Source organism: Saccharophagus degradans 2-40 (genome assembly GCF_000013665.1).
Lineage (GTDB): Bacteria > Pseudomonadota > Gammaproteobacteria > Pseudomonadales > Cellvibrionaceae > Saccharophagus > Saccharophagus degradans.
Genome location: NC_007912.1, coordinates 3,350,428 through 3,370,446 on the forward strand (window position 1 = coordinate 3,350,428; position 20,019 = coordinate 3,370,446).

At 46.2% G+C, this 20,019-nt stretch carries 7 protein-coding genes; 5 read left to right on the forward strand and 2 right to left on the reverse strand.

The features are described 5' to 3' along the window. Positions 1 to 174: 174 nt before the first annotated feature. On the reverse strand, positions 175 to 1,785 hold the full coding sequence (locus SDE_RS13870; RefSeq protein WP_011469126.1) for an MFS transporter: 1,611 nt from the start codon (positions 1,783 to 1,785) through the stop codon (positions 175 to 177). Positions 1,786 to 2,012: 227 nt separating this feature from the next. Here SDE_RS13870 and SDE_RS13875 point away from each other — a divergent pair, with 227 nt between their 5' ends. The 5 genes from SDE_RS13875 (at position 2,013) to SDE_RS13895 (ending at position 15,341) form a co-directional block, all read left to right on the forward strand. Next, positions 2,013 to 4,376, forward strand: coding sequence for a cellulase family glycosylhydrolase (locus SDE_RS13875; RefSeq protein ID WP_011469127.1), 2,364 nt, complete (start codon positions 2,013 to 2,015; stop codon positions 4,374 to 4,376). A 67-nt stretch (positions 4,377 to 4,443) separates the two neighbouring features. Then, positions 4,444 to 6,702, forward strand: coding sequence for a CRTAC1 family protein (locus SDE_RS13880; protein WP_011469128.1), 2,259 nt, complete (start codon positions 4,444 to 4,446; stop codon positions 6,700 to 6,702). A gap of 346 nt (positions 6,703 to 7,048) precedes the next feature. Next, positions 7,049 to 10,681: a TonB-dependent receptor gene (locus SDE_RS13885; RefSeq protein ID WP_011469129.1), complete on the forward strand. Its 3,633-nt coding sequence runs from the start codon at positions 7,049 to 7,051 to the stop codon at positions 10,679 to 10,681. A 64-nt stretch (positions 10,682 to 10,745) separates the two neighbouring features. Further along, entirely contained in the window at positions 10,746 to 12,776 is a 2,031-nt protein-coding gene (locus tag SDE_RS13890; RefSeq protein WP_011469130.1) for a cadherin-like domain-containing protein, read from the forward strand. A gap of 198 nt (positions 12,777 to 12,974) precedes the next feature. Further along, on the forward strand, positions 12,975 to 15,341 hold the full coding sequence (locus SDE_RS13895; RefSeq protein WP_011469131.1) for an alkaline phosphatase D family protein: 2,367 nt from the start codon (positions 12,975 to 12,977) through the stop codon (positions 15,339 to 15,341). 143 nt (positions 15,342 to 15,484) lie between these two features. Here SDE_RS13895 and SDE_RS13900 read toward each other — a convergent pair whose 3' ends face one another. Continuing rightward, the gene (locus tag SDE_RS13900) at positions 15,485 to 19,492 is read right to left on the reverse strand and encodes a carbohydrate-binding protein (protein ID WP_011469132.1); all 4,008 of its coding nucleotides are present in this window, start codon (positions 19,490 to 19,492) and stop codon (positions 15,485 to 15,487) included. Positions 19,493 to 20,019: the final 527 nt, after the last annotated feature.

A 20,019-nucleotide genomic window follows, 5' to 3' on the forward strand; every position in this document is an offset into this window, starting at 1 on the left:
CGATTGAGATACAAAAAACAGAAAGTTCGAAACAGATTGGTATAACAAAAGAGGCCCGTTTTGAGCAAAACGACACAAAAAGAAAAAAAGCGCTCCAGCTCACACCAGAGCGCCAAAGAGACTGGGCATTGGCTTATGCAAGACCAACACCCAAGGCTTGAACAACAATAAAACCTAGCTTGCAGAAGTCGACACGCGAGATGAAGCGGGCTGCTCTCCCGCTAAACCATCGGCAATTTGCTCGATTGTTTTGCCCTTAGTTTCTGGCAAAAACCACCACAACAACACCAAACCGGCCGCACCAGACAAACAGTAAAATAAAAATATTTCTGCCGCGCCCATAACATTTAACTGCCATGGAAACAGTTTTTGCACAAAGAAACTCACCAAACTGGTTACAAATGCAAACATGGGGATAGCCACACCACGCACATGAATGGGAACAATTTCGGAAAACACTACCCACATAATAGGCCCAATAGAAAGGTGAAAGGCAGCAATAAAACCAATAATACCTAGAATTACCAACCAGCCATTCATGGTTGCCGCCAATTGAATAAGCACCCCTTCGTAAGCGCGTGCAGATTCCGCCCCCAAATTAAGCGCCAATGCAGCTTTGTATTCTAGGTCGCTGCTATATTGCACCCCTATCATATTTTGCAGGGCACCCAATTGCGCCTGATCTAAAGTGCCCGCCAACTCAGCAAGGTGTGAAGCCTCCAACAAATAGGTAGCCTCGTTAAACGCCCAGAAACACATAAATAAACTGAGCACCGACCACAACAAACCAACAATAACCAGCGGCCTGCGGCCAAATTTATCTATGCACGATAATGCCACCACCGTAAACACCAAGCTCACAAGCCCAACGATAATTGTTTGCATAAATGCGGCATTAGTTCCTACACCAGTCTGCTCAAACACCATAGGCGCATAGAACAAAATTGCATTCACACCGGTAATGGGCTGCACTATGGCAAACGCCAAACCAACTATCATTGCGCGCTTTAAGCGAGAATCAAACAACATAGAAAATTGTTTAGCAAAAGACGGGGCCAACACTTCACCATGCACGGCATTGCAAATAGAAGCTAAATTTTCTTCCACCTTCTCGGCCGGCACCAACCTTTGCAAAGCGTGCTTCGCATCGTCAATTCTATTTTTAGCTATCAACCAACGCGGGCTTTCTGGAATGCGCAACAGCAGCAACAACCACACAAGTGCAGGTAAAATTTCTACGCCCAGCATCCAGCGCCAAAGGTTCTGCTGAAGGCCAACGGTTTGCACCCACTGGGCACCCGACCCCGCAAGCTCCAATAAAAAATAATTAAAGAAATAAGCCGCCGTTAACCCAACCACAATAGTAATTTGGTTCATAGAAACTAACTTGCCACGCATGTCCGCTGGTGCGATTTCTCCAATATACATAGAAGCCAAAGAGAGAGAGGCGAAGGCCAAACCACCAATAAAGCGCGCCGCTACAAGTGCCTCGTAACTGGGGGCGATTACAGAAAACACCGCGGATAAAACATAGAGCGCAGCAATAATAATAAGAGTGTACTTTCTACCAATTCGATCGCACAAAGGCCCCGCAGCAATTAGCGCAAACAACACACCGAAACCCGGTGCGCTAACCACTGAACCCAACTGCAAATCATTCAACCCAAACTCGGCAGTAACAAAGCGCACCGTGCCGGAGATAAGCGCGGCATCTAGCCCAAAGATAAACCCACCCATTGCAACAATGGCGGCAAACTGAAATGCGGTACGCGATGATACGCCCATAATTACACCTACTTCTCTTTAATAATTATCTTGCTAATTCGTTATTTTTATCTGCTTATGCGCCTGATAAAGAGTATCCCTACCCGTAAAAAAAGCAGCTTTAAACGCCACATTTATAACCTATAAAACTAAGACTTACTTTGATTGTTTACAATTAACCATTTACAATCAGCTCATCTTAACCATCTTTTGCTCGAATATCCACCTAAAATATACGGGAACTCACAATGATAACTAGACCATACACACTACTCACACTAACGCTTGCATTATTAGTAAGCCTTAGCGGCTGTGGCGGGGGCGGTAAATCCTCCACAACAGACCCAGACCCAACCACGCCAGAGCCACAACCCGATACAACCCCTGCAAGCTTTAGCTTCACAGCTACAACAGGTGCTTCTCTCAATAGCACTACCACTTCCAACACCATTACAGTAAGCGGAATTAACACCGCTACCACTGTTAGTGTAGTTAACGGCCAATACGCTATTGATAACGGCAGTTTTACCAGCGCCGAAGGCACGATTAATAACGGCCAAACCCTGCAAGTGCAGGTAACCAATAGCGCCAATTACCAAACCACGACTACGGCCACGGTTACAATTGGCGGAATATCAGCTAGCTACAGCGCCACAACCATGGCAGAACCCACTCAAGGTGTGGCAATTGATGTAAACCCCTATATACGCCATAGCGTGGGCGGCGTAGATTCTTTCGACCGCCGCAAATTTATTACCATTCACGCATCGAATACAGAAAATGACTGGTTTGGCGGCAACGACGCAAGCCTCGGGTTTGCAAATGAATCCGACGACCTTATTACTGAGTTTTTAGAGGGCTACGATGTGTACTTCGGCCGCGATACCGGCGGTATTAGCTGGCATCTTAGCCAAACACTAGAAGACCCAGCCAAACCAGGCTTTGCTGACGAAGCCAACATGACTTCACGCGGTAACGATACCAAAGGCTGGTACACCGTTAACCCATCTGAAATTGCCATTAAGCAGCGTCAGCACGAACATCGCAATACCGACATGATTATTGGCAGCCAGCAACATCCATTCTGGCCAGATGGTAAATTAACCGGCCAAGGTTGGGCGCTTTCGCAAACCGAGACCGAAGCTGAACCCTTTGGCACTGCAACCGGCCACTACATGGCAAACTTTTTAGCCAAATTTTATAAGCAAAGTGAGAGCGACCCTAACGGCCAGCCCAAACCTGTATATGTAGAAGTAATGAACGAACCACTCTACGACTTGGTTGATGCCGCCACTAACCCAACCACCCCCGAAAAAGTTTTCCTATTTCACAATACCGTTGCAGACGAAATTAGAAAACTAAACGACGATGTATTAATAGGAGGCTACACTGTCGCCTTCCCCGATTTTGATTCCAATAATTTCGAACGCTGGGAAAATAGAGATAAGGCCTTTATTGATATAGCGGGCGAAAAAATGGATTTCATATCCATACATTTATACGACTTCCCTAATTTTCAAAATACCCAACGCTACAGAAAAGGCAGCAATGTTGAGGCCACCTTCGACATGCTTGATCACTACACCACGCTTACATTAGGCGCACCACTGCCTTTAATTGTTTCCGAGTACGGCGCACCCGATCACGCATTATTTAAAGCTCCTTGGACGCCCTACCGCGACGGGTTAAAACTAAAAGCATTAAATTCACTGTTAATGAGTATGCTAGAGCGCCCTGACACTTTACTTAAAACTATTCCGTTTATTCCTGTTAAAGCCGAGTGGGGCCGAGATGGTGTACCGTACAACGATCGCTTAATGCGCCAAAAGTTTGAAGCAGAAGGTGAAACAGGTAACGAGTGGGTATACACAGACTTAGTTAAATTTTACCAACTGTGGGCCGATGTAAACGGCACCCGGGTAGACAGCTACGCAGCAGACATGGATATTTTGGTTGATAGCTACGTAGACGGTAGCACCCTATACCTAATACTTAACAACCTTGAATTTAACGACGAAACATTAACGCTTACCGACCTAGGCCTGAACAACAATAGCTTTGTTAGCGGCACTATGCGTCATTTACATACGGTAGATGGCAACCCAGTACTCAGCGAATCGGCGCTCGCTAACATACCTACAAACCTCACTATCGGGGGCGAAGCTACCATTGTACTTGCGTTAAACTTCGAAAATGATATTGCCATTAGCGAAACCAGTGAAGAAACCAAATACTACGCAACCACCTATAAGCAAGCCATAACGGCCAACACCGATATTAGCTTTGCCATTAACAATGTAGCCCTTGGCGATCAAGGTGAAGCAATATTGCGATTAGGCATAGGCAGAGACCACGGTCTTTCTTTGCAACCTAGCGTAAGCGTAAACGGCGTAGATGTTGAAGTACCCAGCGATTACCGCGGTTATGATCAATTCCATAACGGCACCGGCCGCCCCAACTTTTACGGTGTAATCGAAATACCCGTACCTTACAGCGCATTGCAAACAAGCAATACTGTGGTGGTTAATTTCCCAGACAGCACAGGCTTTGTAACCACTGCGGCGTTACAGGTATTTAATACCTCAACCTCAATTACTCGTCCTATGCAGTAATTATTTTACCTATTAGCAAATCACCTAGCGCCCGTTTTCGGGCGCTAGCTTTTTATGGACTATAAAAATGAAAAAAACGTTAGTCTCAACAGCCTGTTTTTGTTTCACACTAGGTTATTTAACACTAGTTAGTTGTACCGCAAAAAAGCAACCTTTAACGGTTACCCCCCCTGCTAACGCTTCCCCCGCAGTAAGCATAAGCACCAATAAAAATATGCACACAGCAAGGTTCACACTCAACCAAGCACGCAATATTCGTTTAGATATAACACTTATAAGCCAGGCTCACAGCGAGCGAATAAGCATTACCAATCACGCACAAATACTTGTAGATAACCTAGATATTCCCAATACTGGCGACAATACAATTAGCGCACATTTAGGTTTGTTGCCTGCAGGCGAGCACACTCTCAATATTTTCTCGCATCACGCCAATGTAAAAATAACTGCAATCACTGCAACCAACTATGCGCATACCCAACCAGTTTCATTCAAAGATATTACTCAAGCTGTTGAGCTCACCACTAACGCAACATGGAAATACGGTGGCCCCTCTATTGCAGACATAAATAACGATGGCTACTACGATTTTTTATTAAGCAACCACCACGAAGACCTGCCGCAATTATTCATAAACAAGGCGGGAGAAAAGGTAGAGCAACAAGCACTGCCACTGCAACAAGGTGACTTTCACGGCACTACGCTGGCCGATTACAATCGCGATGGGTTGCTAGATATTTTAGTAGCCCGCGGCGGTGGCAATGGCACACAGCCAACACCACCTATTTTATTGCGCAATGAAAACGGCAGTTTTAACAATGTTACCAATCAAGAAGGCCTCGCCAATATCGGCGCGCGCGGGCGCTCTGTGCGCTGGCTAGATATGGATTTAGACGGCGATTTAGATATGCTGCTTCTGAATGCGCGCAAATTAGAAAACGAAACTGCACCGCGCAATATAGTATTAGAAAACACACTTATTAGCGCCACCAACACAGCCGAGCACAACACATTTATTTATCGCGCTAGCAAGGTGTTTGAATCTGTAGAGGCAGAACGTGTATTGGTGACAGATTTTAACAACGATGATATTCCCGATTTAATCACCTACACACCGCTTACCTTTTTAAAAGGTAACGGTGACTTTACGTTTACCGATGTAAGCCAACAATTACTGCCCGCCCACCTAATTAACGCCCCCCATATAACCGGCGTAACAGAGTTAGATATAAACAACGACGGCAAACGGGACTACTATTTCGCGCGCGGAATGGTGTATTACGAAATGGCCAATCATTCGTTAGAGTTTAGCCCTGCGCGCAATCGCATAGACCTACGTGAAGCTGGCAGCAAAGGTAGCGGCCATATAGATTTCGAAGCCACAGGCGATGTTACACTGCAAGACTTCTTCCATTGGTTTCGCGGCTACAAGGGCGAGTTTCCACTGTATTTAGGCGAACAAAAGCATCCCACCACCCCGCCAGAAACGCATGCAGTGCACTTCACTCCCAACCTTTGCGCTGGCTGGCCCAGCAACTTAGACGCGAATGGTTGGTACCTCGGCTACCTAGGCAACAACCAATGGCGCTTTGGCTGGCAGCTAGATGGCAATTTATTTTGGGGCTTACGCGCCTCAATAATTGGGGCTACAAATATGACTCCCACCAAGCCCCCGCAAAATAACAATGTACAAGACCTACTTTTGCTTAGTACCGCAAACGGCTACCAAGAAATTGGGGCGCAGGCAGGCATACCCAGTGGCGGTAATCACCAAGGCGTAACAAGTGGAGACTTCAATAATGATGGCTACGAGGATCTATTCGTCTATCGCTTTGGCTTATTACATGGTCGCGTAGCTGACTGGCTGTTGCTAAACACAGGCGACAACCGTTTTATAAGCACTACCCGCCACGGCGCTACCAGCTCTGACGATAATGGCCACGGCGATATGGGCCAAGCATTTGATTTTGATTTAGATGGCCGCTTAGACCTGCTTAGCGGCAGTGACAACCCTGGGCGCTGGTACCTTTACCAAAATACGTCACCTACAGCCAACTACCTGCTTTTACGTTTAGGAAATAGCCCTTCGGGCACCGACCCCAGTGGTGCGCGGGTCAAAATAACCACCCCAACCCGCACCTACTACCGCACCGTAGGCTCTGCCGGGGAGATTCACTCGCAGAGCCTGTTAAACACCGTGCATGTAGGGTTAGGCGCCACACAGCAAGTAACAAGCATTCACGTACGCTGGCGCGACGGCACAGAACAAACTCTGGGCCCACACGCTGCCAACCAACGGCTTAGCGTTGGCTATACTCACCATTAGATTGAACGTTTCGGGGTCACATGGCGCTGCTCGCGAGGTAGCGCCATTTTATTCAATTAAATCAACCACTTTTAACTAAGTAGGCACGCCACATATGCCACGCCACTACGCCTAATAACCGCAACCCTTAGAAACGGCGAAAACTAATGGCAATATTGTCTACAATTTACAGTTGACTATAAATGGTTTATTTGTGACTATTAAGCCATCAGGTTATTAAGCATGCCAAATATGCATTAACCGGATTAATAAGAATCAAAAAATACTACTCGCTCACGAATGCACTTAGCACAATAACCACAGCATTGAGTAGACAAAAATAAATAGTCCTTTGGAGAGATCTACGATGTCAACCATCTACAACCGCTTCAAGCTAACCGCGTTATCCGCGGCAATGCTCACGGCATACGGCACCGCCTATGCCCAAGAAGATAACCCTGAAGCAGATGCCAACATAGAAGAAGTTATTGTTACCGGCATTCGCGCTAGTATCGAAAAATCGATAGATGATAAGCGTTTTTCTAAAAACATTGTCGATACAATTAACGCGGAAGACATAGGTAAAACTGCAGATCAAAACATTGCAGAGGCCTTATCTCGTGTAACCGGCGTATCGCTACAATCGCGCGATGGCGAAGGTACCACCATTACTGTTCGCGGTGCCAATGCCAACCAAAATAACATCACGCTAAACGGCGCAACGCTCACTAGTACAGACTTCAGCCAAGCCGTAGACCTAAGCGCATACTCAGCAGACATTCTCTCTAAAGTTGAAGTAGTTAAAACTCCCAGTGCCGATCACGACGAAGGCTCTCTCGGCGCTAACGTAAACTTAGTTACAGCCAAACCATTAGAGCTAAAAGACAATGTGCGTTCGCTGACTGTTCAAGGGCGCTATAACGATTTTGTTGACGACACAAACCACAAAATTTCGGGCTCTTTCTCGCATACATTTTTAGATGACACCTTAGGTGTCATTGTTACCGCCTATGACGAAACCAGCAGCATTCGCCGCGATCAGTTCCGCGTGGATGACTATGTAGCTTCCAATACAGCTCGTATTGCTCGCGATCAAAATGGCGAAGTTATTACTAATGTGCGCGCAATCGTTCCCTCTGCTATGGGTTACGAATTGCACCAGAATGAAAGCAACCGTCGCGGCCTAACCGCTGGCGTGCAATGGCAGCCAACCGATACTACCGATGTAATGCTAAACGTTACCCATTCGGAACAAAGTTTGGTTAACAGCTTTACAGGCTTAAAAACACGCCGCCCAAATACGCCTAACTTTTTTGAAGGCGAAGAAGTTATTCCTGGCTTTCCCGCTGCTGGTTTTACCGATCCACAGCAAGACTGGTGGACGATTGATACCGACACTCGCACTTTTACAAAGTACGTAAACCGCGCAGGCCCCGGCGACTTAACCACCTCTGAAGGTGGCAGCGATAACACCAACAGTGTTGTCTCGCTAGAATTAAATCAGGACATTACCGACACACTTCGTGTAAGCGTAAAAGGCGGTTACTCCAAAAGTGAACAAGTCACCATCCCCGATAACGCTTGGCTAAACATGCAGAACTACATGCATGTACCCGGGCAAGTGGTAATGGCAATTGGGCCATACGGTAGCGAAGGTGGCATTGAACCCGTTGGTTACGACTGTACTAGCGGCGAATGTACAATGGTTTTTGGCAGCGGCTTTGTAGACTTAGGTGAAAACATTACCGCTTATGAAGAAGTCGATGACGACGGCATATTACAACAGCGTCCAGGCTGGTGGGATAATACCGCCACCACCACTTTCAACCCACAAGATCTTCGTGCACAAGGTATTTCATTCCTAAGCCGCACCGATCGCAAAGTTGAAGATAAAAACCAATCGTTCCAAGTGGATTTCGATTGGGATGTAGATAAATTTGGTTTAACCACAGCGGAATTCGGCGCGAAGTACGCTTCGCGATCTAAATTTGTGGACGATCAATCTTATCAATTTTCTAGCTCCGAAGTAGCCGACATTATTCGCAATGATGAAGGCCACGCAATTGCAGTACCGGGTGGATCACTGCTTGATATTAGCGGTGAAATGATCACGACTGGTGAAAGCTTCCCCTACGACGACTTTATGTCTTCACTTGGTTATGGCCGCGACAACGCCACCATTGGCTGGACACCCGTATCTGGCGTTAAAGCGTTAGAATTAACGCAAGGTGCAGCAGACATTGTTGGTACTCGCGACGACACGGATACACGCAGCGCCGACTTAGACACCATTGCCGCGTATATAAAAACCAGCTTTGCATTTATGGACGATCGCTTAACCGGTGATATAGGTTTGCGTTATGTAGAAACCGAAGTTGTGGCCACAGGTTACTCTGGCTTTACTTTCGCCTCAGACCGAGGCAACAACCTAGAGCGCGTTTTCGATCACGTTAAACTAGCTGAGCTGCGCGACACCTCTTTGCCTGCTTGCCCTGAACCAGGCATGTACTTCGAAGATGAAAACGCACCGCTGGCAATTGAACGCCACCTAGAGCGCATAGATGGTTTAGGTTACGACGTAAATAGTGGCTCCCCCGATACTTGGACTCCAATCCCAGATGCGGGCGCTTGTCATGAACCACTGCTAGCGGCACGTGCAGAATTTATTACCTCTGGCGCAACCGGCGAAGCTCCGTTTGTAAACTGGGAAACCATGCAACGCCACGCCGATATTTCGCAATCACACATCTACGCGTGGGGCGCAAACTGGGGTAAAGAGTTTGACGAGAACGGTGCTTTGGTTAACACCAATCAAGAAGACCGCTCTATTGTGGCAATTCCCACTACAAACTCGCACAAGTACTCCACAATTTTGCCGAGCTTGAACCTAAACTACATTATTAAAGATGATTTGATCGGTCGCTTTGCCATATCCAAAACAATGGCTCGCCCACCTATCGATCAACTCCGCCCAGGTTTCAGCGGTACCGAAGATCCATGGCCAGGCCGTACCAATAACCAAGTGGATATGTACAACACCAAGCTAGACCCGCTTGAATCTAAAAATATCGACTTTTCTTTAGAGTGGTATTTTGACGAGTCTGCCATGGTTGCCGGTACAGTGTTCCACAAAGACATGACTAACTTTGCCACCGTTGAATCTCTGCGTACCTATTTAGACGATTTGCGTAACTTAGACACATCTGTGCCTTACGATTCAAGCCAACTAGCCGTTATTGCAACCGATAACGCCGCGGATGACTACGGTTTAGCAAGTTGTTTTCCTAAACGCAGTATCGCGGATTTCCCATTCGATACGCGCGATGAAAACTGGAGCGACGACCTACGCGACCTTTGCGCACAATTTAACGTGAACAAAACCGTGAATGGCTCGGGCGCAACGGTTACCGGTATTGAATTGCAATACACACAAAGCTACGACTTTTTACCAAGCTACTGGGCAGGTTTAGGTACGTCTGTTAACTACACCTACCAGCAAAGTGAATACGACAAAGAGCAATCGTCCATTGATAGCAACATTACCTTACCAAGCTACCCAGTAGCCGATACGCCAGAGCACACTTATAACGCGACCGTTTTTTGGGAGCATGAAGACGTGCAATTGCGTTTAGCATACCGCGGTAACTCTGACAGCTTAGTAGGAACAGATAGCAACAATGGCCGCAGCGGTCGTACCTGGAACCAAGGCTCACTTTGGAATGAAGGTCGCGCAACATTAGATTTCTCTGCATCTTGGCAAGTAACAGATGCTGTGGATCTAACCTTCCAAGCTATCAACCTAACCGATGCAGAAAATAGAACCTATTTCACTAGTCGCACCTTGGCAATCGACCCCATTCGCGATGAGAACGGCACTATTACCGGCTGGGAAGAATACGACGAAGGCACACCAATGGATAACGACGCAACAACATCTCGCACTGTTGCTCGCTACAAAAACGGTAGAACTTTCCGTTTAGGTGTACGCGTAAACTTCTAACAATAACTAATGCTTGGTGCCAACTCCCAATGAGTTGGCACCCACGTAAAAAGTGGTTTTAACTATGAAAAAATTAAACACGACTAAAATTTTACTTAGCGCAGCCGTTGCTGCATCACTAAGTGCATGTGGCGGCAGCGATAGCAACAGTAAAAGCAGCGCAAACAACGCGCCAACACACAACGGCAATCTATCGGTTACGGTTTCGGAAAACGACCGCGCAAGTACAATTAACTTATTGAACGGCGCAACAGATTTAGATGCCGGCGATGCATTGCGTGTTAGAGACCTAACAACAACCGAAGCTGATCTATCTGGTGTAACAGAAAACTTTTTCCAAATTACGGTTACACCTAGCGCCTACAAAGACTCACTAGACAGCGGCGAAACCAAAGAAATCGTATACACTTACTCGGTGAGCGATGGTAAACAAGATACTCCACGCACACTCACCATAGCAATTGAAGGCTATGATGAAGCACCAGTGTTTAGCAATCTTACTCGCACCTTTAGTGAAGAAGCAGGCTCGCGCACTTACAATTTACTTGAAGGCGCAACAGACGCAGATGGTGAAACACTTAGCGTTGCAAACTTTAGCCAAGCTGAAACCAATATTGACGGTGCAGCAACCTATGCAAACGGCAGCGTAACAATTGATTCCTCCGTTTTTGCCGATGACATAAAAGGCGGCGACACGGTTACATTTGTATTCAACTATGAAATAGCCGATCACAACCACAGCTTGCCACGCACTCTCACGGTAAATGTTACTGGTGTATCAACAGAGCCAGAACCACCAACAGTGAACGACACCATTACAGCAACAATGAGCACAGCCGACAGCCAAGTAATGGTAGACCTTGTCGCATCGCCAGAAATTATCGACTGGAACGGCGATGACGTTACTGCAGACCTCTCAACCCTTACACCGGTTGGCGATGCGCCTGCGTTTAACTTTGCTTTATCTAGCGGTAACACTTTAGTAGTAGAACCTGTTGCCTTCTACAGCCGCCTAGCCGAAGCAGAAACTAAAAGCTTTGCTTACACCTATACCGTTTCTGACCCTGGTGGGTTAACAGCCCAAGCGACTGTTTCACTTAGCGTAACCAAAGATACCGTTGCTGCACATAACGTAATGCCAAACGCAAGTTTTGAAGATGGCACTATGGCAGGTTGGACACAAGTACCGACACAGGCAGATGGCACAGAAGTAGAAAACTTTGCCGCAGTAGTAACGGACGCAGCTAACGCCAAGCAGGGCACCAATTACTTGCAAGTAACTGGTGATGTAAAGCTCTCTTACGATTTAACCGGCCTGCTCGAACAAGGTAGCAGCTACTACGTAGAGCTACCTGCACGCGATAAAAGTTGGGGGAACTGGTACGGTAGCATTAGCGAAGGCCTGACCCTACTTACAGAACGCTTCCGCTTTTCTGATCACGGCTGGAACCCCGGTATCTACCTAAGCCACACAGGAACATTTACAGTAGATGATCGCTATATAGAACCGGCTCTAAAAATTGAATCGGCTGGCAACCTTAAGCTAGATGATATTCGCTTAGTAAAATACGCATTCGAACAAGCGAATAATATTCTTAGTGAGCAAGACAGTACGTTTGAAGATGGCAGCGCTGGTAATTGGGTTTTAGGCGGTAATTCCACCATCTCAAACACTACGGTTATTGATGGAGACTACAGCATTTACGCAACTGGTGGCGGCGCAAACGATATTGTTATGCCCGCTGGCAGCATCCAAAACGGTAAACGTTACTTGCTAGAGTTCGACATTTACAGCCCTGATTTTGCACCCGACAACCACCCTACTCGCGCTTGGATTTTAGATTCAACCGCAGTTGATGGAAGCGGCAACCCCATAAATACCAACGCAGAAGTATTTGCTTCTACCGCTGAATGGCGAACCATCCGCTTCTTGGATGCCGCGACTGTGCGCTGGTCAATGATTTTCGATATTGATCACACCAGCCATTTAGATGATTGGGCAACCCGCGAAACCATGCTGCGTTTAGAAACAAATATTTGGGGCCAAGGTTATACCTACGCGATTGACAACGTACGGTTAATAGAAATTCCTTAATCGGGTTCTGAACAGAGGTAACCCACAGCAACCTCATGTATTTCTGTAGCACTCTGGGCGCAACCTCCGCGCCCAATTCCTCGATTTATCCATCCCTTCAGCAATGATCGGGTGGATTTTTTTTGCCTATTTTTAGTTAGGGCTATACGCACACATTTAAGTAGAACGTAAAATAGATAACCATTACGGCAGCCAAATATGAAAAGACGAGATTTTATTAAAGTAGCCTCCACAACTGTCTCTGGAATGCTAGGTACAGTTGTTACACCCAGCACAGCCGCTTTACAAGCTGCAAAGCGGCCCAACTTAGCAGCGCTTTCACCCGTAGACCCCATACCAAACAATGAGCAGCGCAATTGGCTGGGTAAAGCTTATTGGGGTAACAGATTACAAGACTGGCAAGTAAACAACGGCAGAATAGAATGCCTTCGCGCAGAGGCGAGCTTTGAAGTGCGCACTGTTGCCCTGTTAACTCGCGCCCTAAACAACGCCCACAAACCCGCCCGCTTACGCATGCATTTGGGTAATCTCACCCCGTCTAAAAATGGTTTTTGCGGCTTTTTATTGGGTATAGGTGCAGGTAAGTTAGATTACCGCGCATGTGCCTTAGCCCAGCGTTACGGCGGGGAAAACGGCGGCTTTATGGCGGTAATTGATAGCTCCGGCGAACTTAGCTTTCGCGACTTTAGCAACCAAAACAAGCCAATAGCTTACGAGCAGTTACAACGCACCACTCATAGCCAAACTAAAAAACCGCTAGCCGATAAAGACATTATTTTAGATTGCCATATAGACCCAACCGACCAAGCAACGTTTGATGTGCGCTTAATAGCAAGCGACGCCAAAACTGGCGAAGAGCTCGGTTTTATTGTAAGAACCCAGGTTCCAGCCTCCGAACTACTAGGCGGTATTGCAATGCTTTCCTCACCGCCAGCCAAACAAGCTGGCGCACGCTGGTGGTTTAATCGCATAGAAACTGGCGGAGAAAAAATAAGTATTAACGAGGAACATGCACTTGGGCCTGTTATGGGCTGTTTGTACAGCTTAAATAAATCGGTTTTAAAATTAACTGCGCAGTTTTTACCTATCGCAAATCCACACAAAAAACATGTTCGCTTAGAGTACAAGGCAGCGAAGGATAACACCTGGAAACAGGGTCAAACAAAACCCATAGAAGACGGTTATGTAGCCTGCTTCAGACTGAGTAAGTGGGATTTCTCGCAAGCCTATGAGTATCGAATAGTATTTACCGACGCGCCCAATACCGCGCTGTTTTGCGGCACAATTGTTAAAGATCATCAATCAAGCAAACAGCTAAATATTGCACTTTATTCATGCATTATTCCCACAGCGAAAAGTTTAGATAGAGAAGTTTACGAAAAACTCATTCCACAGGAAGCCATTCTAGGGCGCTATACGCCCGATAATATTTTATTCCCCCACAACAAACTGGTAACACATTGCGATAGTCACGCACCGGACCTGTATGTATTTGCTGGCGATCAATATTATGAAACCTACCCCACCCGCTATGGCCGCGATACACCTGACGCAAAATTAGATACCCTATACCGTTGGTATTTGTGGTTTTGGACTTTCCGCGATTCGGTAAGACACAGGCCCGCCATCGTAATCGCCGACGATCACGATGTGTTACAAGGCAACCTATGGGGCAACGGCGGTAAAGATTCTAGCGATAACACCGAAGAAGGCGGCGGCTTTAGCTGGGCAAAAGATTTAGTACGTATGGTCTATCGCATTCAACATTCCCACAACCCTGATGCGTTTGACCCCACACCCATTAAACACGACATTCCCGTTACCTACGGCGAATTCGAGTACGGCGGTGTAAGCTTCGCCATTATAGAAGATAGAAAATTTAAAACCCCGCCCAATACCGAAGTGGACCCATTACTCACCAAAGGCGAGCTGTTGGGTAAACGACAGGAAGATTTTCTGAAGCACTGGAGCGAAAACAACACTCACCTACCAAAAATATGTTTGACTGCATCCATGTGGGGGTCGCCTCAAACCAAAGGGAATGCCGAGCCTCTGCTAGATTACGATGCCAACGGCTACCCACCGGATGGCCGTACACGCGCCGTAAGCTTAGTTAAAAGAGCCAACGCACTAGTATTAGCAGGCGACCAACATTTGGCAATGGTTGCTAAACAAGGCGTGAATGATTACGAAGATGGAGCATTATTTTTTGCAGGCCCTGCCGCCGCCGCGTTTTGGCAACGCTGGTTTGAAGGTGAAGGCAAGCTAGAAAACAAACGTAACAATCACCCTAACACCGGTAATTTTATTGATACTTTTGGCAATAAAATGCGTGTACTCGCGGTTGCCAACCCCAAATTAACTTACGCAGAATTTAAAGCCAGTAACAAGCACTGGGGTAATTTTGTTGCCGATCACCGCTTAAAAAGTGAAGGTTACGGAATAGTTAAAGTGGACCACACTAAAAAGCAATATACGCTTGAGTGTTGGCCGTGGGATGTGGACCCGAATACCGGAGCACAGTTTGAAGGCTGGCCTTTTGTGAAAAAGTGGCAAGACAGATGACAGTTTGCGCCGACCTGTAGTTCTGTAAAGTATTTTTTTTATATTATCTCTAAAAGAAAACCGGGCTTAATAGCCCGGTTTTTTTATGCTATGTGTTGTGTGAGAATTTACACTAAACACACTTCACTTTTCAGCAGTCAACCTTATCTATTTGGCTCAGAAGTAAATTCCGACACAATTAAGTTTGCTACCGTTAACTCACCATTGTGGCGGAAGTCCACTGCGATGGTATTAGTAGATTGCAATAATTCTACAGGTACTGGAATATCAAGTACGCCGAAGAATCGTTCTGCACGGTTTGCTTTCGGGCCTTTCCAATCTATTGGCGCCTCTATGGCAGTGCCGTTAACAGTAATGCTATCTAGGCTTAAATGGCCGCCCACTTTATCGTCTTCGTCTGGGTAAAGCGATACAGTTAAGCGCAATATTGCTTCGCTGTAGCCACTTGGAACCGAAACGTTATTGATATAAAGCGTTTTAGCACCGCCTGCAACCGAAATGCGATGTGGTTCTATACCGCCACTTACACTCTCACCAAAGTACTTTTTCTCTACTACGGTGTTATTTACCGCAACACTGCTTGCAAGCGTATAACGTAATACCACAGTCGCATCGGCGGCTAGAGTAACCGTTTTAGGTGCAGCGCTCATATGATGGCGATCAAGATGCGTCTCTTGAATATCGAAATGCATGTTGCGCAATTCAACATTTTGCACGCTGGCTATACCGCTTACATCAAGGTTGACCGTTGTGTCGGCCGCTTCTAAGTTGTTAAGAATAACGAACAGCTCGTTACCTTTCACATAAGAGTCAACCTGTACATCCACATCAGACGATTTAGAATCGACACGAGTGCCGTCTATATCTGCCCACAACTCGTAGAACTTTATGTAAGAAGACCATTCCCAATTACCACTGTTGAGCTCATCCTCAATTAACATGGCGTAATGGTAACGAGTAGTACAGGCCACTGCATCATCGTAGCCACAACCACCAGGCAGGTAGCCCCACAAAGGTTTGGCAGGAGTAAATGGTAGAGATTTTATTACGTAGTCTGGGCGCTCTAGGAACTGCATTAACATGCCATTAAACGCTTTGATACTTGCAATATCGTAACGCTCTTCGTGGGCGCGATTATCCCAAGCCCCATTAACTGAGCCGTACTCCGAAAGTACGATTGGTTTACGGTTGTTAAAGCCGTTACGTTTTACATCGTACCACTCCATCATTTCTAGCATGGCAGAGGTGTGCCCACCACGACGAACAACAGTAGTATCACCAACATTCTCTCCTGGCCAGTCATAAATGTGCACAGAGTAAAAGTCCATGTTGTCGCCGGCCGCATCCATAAAGCCTTTCCACATTACATCCCACTGATACCAATCTTGGTCGCGAGTATCATCTACAGTGGTAGCCATAGCATTGCGATAAAAAGCGCGAGCTTCTGCCTGCAATACTTGGTCATCGTTTGTAATCCACTGATCGTAAGAGTCATCGGCAAAACGCGAAATGCCATCGCGACGATAGAAGTCGTGCTGTCCCCAAGTCATACCACCAATGGGAGGTGCTTCTGCGCCAAGGTGATCGCGAATTTCTTGCGCAACCAAGTTGTGGTACTCCCAGATGGCCTCTTGATTGGTTACCATAAACTGACCGGTTTTCATTTTCATATCCGGTTCGTTTACTACTTCCCAATACTCGGGCAGCTGCTCACCTACATAGCCGTTTGAAGCGTTCGCAAAATAATGCTCCATATACTGTCCCACCCATGCTGCAGATGTTTCAATATTTTTAGGCTGCCAACCGCTCCAGGTAAACGCGTTAGGGAACCAACTTAAGGTAGGGTACAACGCGTGCGGGTTAGTACCGGCAATTAATAATTGTTTTTCGGCACTAAAACGTTTGAACAATGGGTTTTGGTCATGCGCTTCTCGCAACCCTTTACCGCGCTCAACCATGTAGTCCATATTTGGCCAGTTGGGCTTATTAGGATCTTCGGTAGTGTCGTTAAACTTCCACGTTGCCGAACCGTTATCACGCCCCATGTAAACATCTAGGGTGTTGAATAGGTAATTTAACTTATCGGTATGCCCTACCCAATCTGGCTCGTGAATAGCCGTGTGAGCAGTCATGTGACGACGGCGGCCGAAATCAAATACACCATTTACAGAGCGCTTAAAGTTAGCATTAACACTTACGTTAACAACATGTGTATTTGCCACTTGCGACGAAGAACAACCCTGTTCGTTAGCGAATTCTAACGCAGGCGTATTTGCGCAGGTGTCTTCGCTGTTTGCAACACCGTCGTTATCGGCATCGCTTCCAGAAAACACACTACACCCTTGGGCATTAACGTTCATACCGTAAGGCGTATTACCACATTGATCGGCACCGTTTAAAACGCCATCAAAGTCATCGTCGTCACCACCAGTACTTGTACAACCTAAGGCGTCAACAAAATCTCCTGCTGGTGTTGCATCGCATTGATCAATTTTATCGTTAATACCATCTTCATCAGTGTCTAATTGCGACGGTACACAACCTTCAGCGTTTGCCGTTTCATTGGCGGGGCTACTTGGGCAGTTATCTGATGTATCTGGTACACCATCGTTATCCCCATCTAGCGCTGGGTTAATTGGCCCAACACGAGTCAAAGTGATGCTATCAATATTAAATTGAAAATCAGCAGACCCTGCACCTGTAATACGAATAGTGTTTATACCACTATAAATATTCAGCTGGCTTTGCGCGGTGAGATTATAAAATGCATCCCAACCACCTTGATCCGTTACGGGTGTAACACTCTTCAATGTTAAGTCACCTTTGTGATCTGTAACCATTAGGCCAACGGCTACATCAGAGGCCACACCAGTACCCACTCTGAAGCTGGCTTCATACAAACCGCCTGCATCTAAGTCGACATAGAACTCTAGGTAATCACCGCTGTTAAAATAATTAACCGCGTTGCCTGGCGATAGAGAATAAATTTGTACTTCGCCACCTACCTTTTGAAAGTGCTCGGCTTCTAACTTAAACGAGCCACTTACAGGAACGGGGTCGCCATCGGGCTCTGGCTGAGGTTCTGGTTCTGGCTCTGGTTCTGGCTCTGGCTCTGGCTCTGGCTCTGGCTCTGGCTCTGGCTCTGGTTCTGGCTCTGGTTCTGGTTCTGGTTCTGGTTCAACATTTCCCAGGGTGAGCTCGAAGAAATCTAAATTCCACTGCCAGTCATTAGTGCCAGCACCAACAAGTTTAACTTTATTTGAGCCAGCAGCTAACTCAACGGTTTGCGCACTGGCAACAGAGGTAAAGTTATCCCAACCAACAGCCGGCACAGGTGTTTTACCCTGTGAAACCCAAACATTATTTTTTAAAACAAAAAACTCTACTTCACTACCGGAAGCAACACTGGTACCAATAGAGTATTTTAATGCGTATGAACCGGCAGCCGGAGCAACTAAGTTGTATTCAACGGCATCGCCTTTGTTTACAAAGTTTATCGCCGTTTTTCCATTAACAGTATAAATACTCACCGGTGTAGGCTGACCATCGGCGAAAGTTCCGCTCTGCGCATTAAAGGCTTCGGCTTCAGTTTTTACTAATTGAGGGCTAGGATCGGGATCTGGATCAGGCTGAGGGTTAATAGCGCTCTCTAGGGTGAGAGAAATAGAATCTAAATTCCATTGCCAATCATTAGACCCCGCACCATATACACGTAAATTTACAGTGCCCGCAGGTAAGATTACCTCATGACTTGCATTTAAAGGCTGAAAACTATCCCAATGACCAACAGGCACATTTGTTTGCCCCTGCGATTCCCAGCTACTGCCATTTTGTACGAGTAACTCAATAGCCGCACCACTGGCTACAGATGTACCAATAGCATATTGCACATTGTAATAACCGTGGGTAGCTACATTAATTTGGTAATCGGTATAGTCTGCTCGGTTTACATAGTTAATAGCGGTTGCGCCATTAACACTATAAACGCTAACTTTATTGGGTTGTCCGTCCACGTAGGTGCCACCCTGCGCCACAAAGTTTTCCGCTTCGATTACATAATCGGCGGCACCAGCAGCAAGTGGCAGTACACTCATGCTTGCAGCAATTGCTGCTCGCAATATATGTACTTTATTTTTATTTAAATTTCGCATGATAAAAGCGACTCCGAATTTTTTTGGTAGTCCAATTTCATTATTGTTTTACTCCAACCTCGTGATTTTTCCGTTAATCACATAGAGTTCTGCGCAAGTATTGCCAAAGCAAAGCGCTATCCCTGCAACTAAATACTCACTTGCAAAAGTGCTGCCCACCAAAAGTAGAAAAAAGTACTGCTAAATGTGTAATAACAAATGGCAAACTATTAGTGCATGCACATTTAAATTTTTCTTTGAATGCGGCTGTAAAAAGCCTTTTGAAGTGCCAGTCAATTTATTTTTATAAATTACAACGATCTGTTACTTAAACGCTCAGAACACATTATTGAAGACAGCAGAAACTTTATATCATTTTTGTATACAATTTACTATAAACATTATTCAGATATACTACCCCCCTATCAGAATTGGTATTTGGCGCAGAAAAATATTGAGGAAATAGCGATCAAAAATGAAATTAAAATAAGTCTATTTTTCAAAGGGTTAGAATTCGCAGGCTGCAATTAGGAGAAACCCGAGATAAA

Bases quoted from the DNA above. Each gene is read 5' to 3' on its own strand.
- SDE_RS13895 (WP_011469131.1), top strand. From the start codon at position 12,975: ATGAAAAGACGAGATTTTATTAAAGTAGCCTCCACAACTGTCTCTGGA.
- SDE_RS13870 (WP_011469126.1), bottom strand. From the start codon at position 1,785: ATGGGCGTATCATCGCGTACCGCATTTCAGTTTGCCGCCATTGTTGCA.
- SDE_RS13880 (WP_011469128.1), top strand. From the start codon at position 4,444: ATGAAAAAAACGTTAGTCTCAACAGCCTGTTTTTGTTTCACACTAGGT.
- SDE_RS13875 (WP_011469127.1), top strand. From the start codon at position 2,013: ATGATAACTAGACCATACACACTACTCACACTAACGCTTGCATTATTA.
- SDE_RS13900 (WP_011469132.1), bottom strand. From the start codon at position 19,492: ATGCGAAATTTAAATAAAAATAAAGTACATATATTGCGAGCAGCAATT.
- SDE_RS13890 (WP_011469130.1), top strand. From the start codon at position 10,746: ATGAAAAAATTAAACACGACTAAAATTTTACTTAGCGCAGCCGTTGCT.
- SDE_RS13885 (WP_011469129.1), top strand. From the start codon at position 7,049: ATGTCAACCATCTACAACCGCTTCAAGCTAACCGCGTTATCCGCGGCA.